Here is a 3,909-nt window from a genome sequence, read left to right on the forward strand (position 1 = left end):
CAGGGCTGACCTGGCGCGGGATCGCAGTTCTCCCCCTCCCCCGCGAAGCGGGGGCAGGGGGCCGGGGGGAGGGGGCTCTCCGCGGGCGAGAGACACTTCGCCTCGCAGCAGGAACCCGGAGCCCGCCCGGCTCCGCGACGAAAGAAACGTGGTGCCGCGCGAGAGCCACTTTCGCACTCTCGCACTTTCGCACTTTCGCACTCGCAGTTCCGTGAACCGCAAGAACGTCGAGGACATCTACCCGCTTTCGCCCCTGCAGCAGGGCATGCTGTTCCACGCGCTGTACGCCCCCGAGGGCGGCGCGTACGTGGAGCAGTGGCCGCTGCTGCTGGACGGCGCGCCCCGCGTGGACCTCCTGCACCGCGCCTTTCAGCGCACCGTGGACCGGCACCCGGCCCTGCGCACGGCGCTGGCGTGGGAAGGCGTGCCGCAGCCGCTGCAGGTGGTGATGCGCGAGGCGACCCTCCCCGTGGAGCGGCTGGACTGGACCGATGCGGGGAGCGACGCGGAGTGGATGGCGCGCATGGAGGCCCTGCTGGCCGACGGCCGCCGCCGCGGCTTCGACCTGCGGCAGGCGCCGCTCGTCCGGCTCACGTTCGCGCGGATCGACGCGCGGCGCACGCTCATGGTGTTCGCGTTCCACCACGCCGTGCTGGACGGCTGGTCCACCCCGCTCGTCCTGGCCGACGTGCAGGCGTTCTACCACGCCGAGGCCACGGGCACGCCCGTGCACCTGCCGCCCGCGCCGCGCTTTCGCGACTACATCGGCTGGCTGCAGCGGCAGGACCGCGCGGCGCACGAGGCGTACTGGCGCGGCGCCCTGGCCGGCATCACCGAGCCCACGCCGCTGCCCATGGACCGCGGCGGCCCCGACGTGGCCGAGGCCCACGCCGGCCTTCGCCTGCGCCTGGACGAGCCCACCACGGCGCGGCTGCAGGCGTTCGCCCGGGCGCGGGCCGTCACGCTCAACGCGCTCGTGCAGGGCGCGTGGTCGCTGGTGCTGGCGCGCCACGCGGGCACGGAGGACGTGGTGTTCGGCGCCACGGTGTCCGGGCGGCCGGGCGAGCTGCCCCACGTGGAGCGGATGGTGGGCCTGTTCATCAACACGCTCCCCGTGCGCGTGTCCGTGCCCATGGACGCCACGGTGGGCTCGTGGCTCACGACGCTGCAGCAGCGCCAGGCGGAGATGCGCCAGCACGAGCACGCGCCGCTGGTGGACGTGCAGGGCTGGAGCGAGCTGCCCCGCGAGCGGTCGCTCTTTGGCAGCATCGTCGTCTTCGAGAACGCGCCGTCCACGGGCAGCGGCGACGGCGGCCCGGTGAGCGACGCCCCGGACGCGCTGCGCATCACCCCCCTGGAGCAGGTGGAGCGCTCCACGTATCCGCTGACCATCGTGGCCGTGCCGCACGGCGGGCTGCAACTGCGACTGGCGTACGACACGCGGCGCTTCTCCGACGACGCCGCGCGGCGGATGATGGACGCCCTGCGCGCGGCCCTCGTCGGCTTGGCGGAGGACGCGGACCGGCGCCTGGGCGACGTGCCGCTCTTCGCCGCCGGCGAGCGCGAGCAGCTGATGGCCCTCGGCGCGGCGGATGGGACGGCGGACGACGCGGAGCTCGTGCACGCGGCGGTCGCCGCGCAGGCGGCGCGGACGCCGGACGCGACGGCGCTGGAGTGGGACGGCGGGTCGCTTTCCTACGCGCAGCTGGACGCGCGGGCCAACGCCCTCGCGCACCGGCTGATCGCGCTGGGCGTGCGGCCGGAGTCGCGCGTGGCGCTGTGCCTGGAGCGCGGGCCGGAGATGCCGGTCAGCATGCTGGCGGCGCTCAAGGCCGGCGCGGCGTACGTGCCGGTCGATCCGGATCTGCCCGAGGAGCGCATCGGGTGGATGCTGGCGGATGCGCGGCCCGTCGTCGTCCTCACGCAGGCGCGGCGGATGGATGCACTGCCATCCGCCGGTCTACCCGTGATCGCGGTGGATGCCGATCCGGCGGAATCCGCGTCCGCCGAATCCGCATCGACCGAAGCGCCGTCCGTCGATGTCGATCCGCGGTCGATCGCGTACGTGATCTACACGTCCGGATCCACGGGCACGCCGAAGGGAGTCGAGATCCCGCACGGCGCGCTCGCGAATCACATGGGATGGATGCGCCGCCGCTTTCCGCTGGGCGCGGACGGCGCCGTGCTGCAGAAGACGCCGTTCGGCTTCGACGCGTCCGTGTGGGAGTTCTGGGCGCCGCTGATGGAAGGCGCGCGGCTCGTGATCGCGCGGCCGGGCGGGCACCGCGATGCGGCGTACCTGGTGGATGCCATTCGCCGCTTCCGTGTTACGACCCTGCAGGCCGTGCCCTCGCTGCTCGCCGTGCTGGCGGACGAGCCGGGGCTGGCGGAGTGCCCGTCCCTGCGCCGCGTCTACGCCGGCGGTGAGGCGCTGACGGGCGAGCTCGTCCGCCGCCTGCGCGCGCGGACGGACGCGGAGGTCGTGAACCTCTACGGCCCCACGGAGGCGACCATCGACGCCTCGTTCCACGTCGCGGCAGACGAGCCCGCGGGCGTGCCGATCGGCAAAGCGGTGGACGGGAACCGGCTGTACGTGCTGGATGACGCGCATCGCCTCGTGCCGTTCGGCGCGGCGGGCGAGCTGTGCATCGGCGGGGCAGGGCTGGCGCGCGGATACCTGGGCCGCGCGGCGCTGACGGCCGAGCGGTTCGTGCCGGACGCCGTCAGCGGTGAGGCTGGCGCGCGGCTGTACCGCACGGGCGACCGCGTGCGCTGGACGGAGGACGGCGTGCTGGAGTTCATCGGCCGCACGGACTTCCAGGTGAAGGTGCGCGGCTTCCGCGTGGAGCCGGGCGAGATCGAATCTGCCCTCGCCGCGCTGCCCTCCGTGGCCGAGGCGGCCGTCGTGGCGCGCGAGGACCGGCTGGTGGCGTACGTCACGGCGCGCGGCGGGGCGCGGCTGGAGCCGTCCGGCCTGCGCGAGGCGCTGGTCCGCACGCTGCCGGAGCACATGGTGCCCGCCGCGTTCGTCGTGCTCGACGCGCTGCCGCGGACGACGAGCGGCAAGGTGGACCGCCGCGCCCTCCCCGCGCCGGCGGAAGCGGACGGCGAGGCGCGCGCGGCGTTCGCGGAGCCCGCGACGGAGACGGAGCGTGCCCTGGCCGCCGCCTGGTCCGAGGTGCTCAAGGTGGAGGGCGTGGGCGCGGACGACTCGTTCTTCGCGCTGGGCGGGCACTCGCTGCGGGCCATGCAGCTCGTCTCGCGCGTCCGCGCGGCCATCGAGGTGGAGCTGCCGCTGCGGACCATCTTCGAGGCGCCGCGCCTGCGCGACTTGGCCGCGCGCGTGGACGCCCTGCGGCACCAGGCGCGCGCGTCCGAGCCCATCCCCCGGGCGGATCGCGATCGGCCCATCCCGCTCTCGTTCGCGCAGGAGCGGCTGTGGTTCCTGGACCAGCTGGACCCCGGATCGGCCGCGTACAACGTGCCGTTCGGGCTCGTCCTCGAGGGCGCGCTGGATGCGGGCGCGCTGGGCCGCGCCCTGGCGGAGGTCGTCCGGCGGCACGAGGTGCTGCGGACGGCGTTCGAGCCCGGCGAGTCCGGCCCCGTGCAGGTCATCCTCCCGCCGGACGCGTTCCGGGTGGAAAGCGTGGACCTGTCGCACCTGCCGGCGGACGCGGTGGAGGGGGAGATGGCGCGGCGGATGGAGGACGAGGCGCGCCGCCCGTTCGACCTCGCCCGCGGGCCGCTCATCCGCGCCACCCTGCTGCGCGCGTCGGCGGAGCTGCACGGGCTGATGATCGTCATCCACCACGCCGCCACGGACGTGTGGGCGACGAGCGTGCTGCTGGACGAGCTGACGGCCCTGTACGACGCGTATCGCCGCGGCGCGCCGTCGCCCCTGGCCGACCT

General features: G+C 74.9%; 1 protein-coding gene. It reads left to right on the forward strand.

The genetic code is table 11. The features are described from left to right. Positions 1–211 precede the first annotated feature (211 nt). A partial coding sequence (locus VFZ20_RS05925; protein ID WP_329682917.1) for an amino acid adenylation domain-containing protein occupies positions 212–3,909 on the forward strand: 3,698 nt, incomplete at its 3' end.

This window comes from Longimicrobium sp., assembly GCF_036280135.1.
Lineage (GTDB): Bacteria > Gemmatimonadota > Gemmatimonadetes > Longimicrobiales > Longimicrobiaceae > Longimicrobium.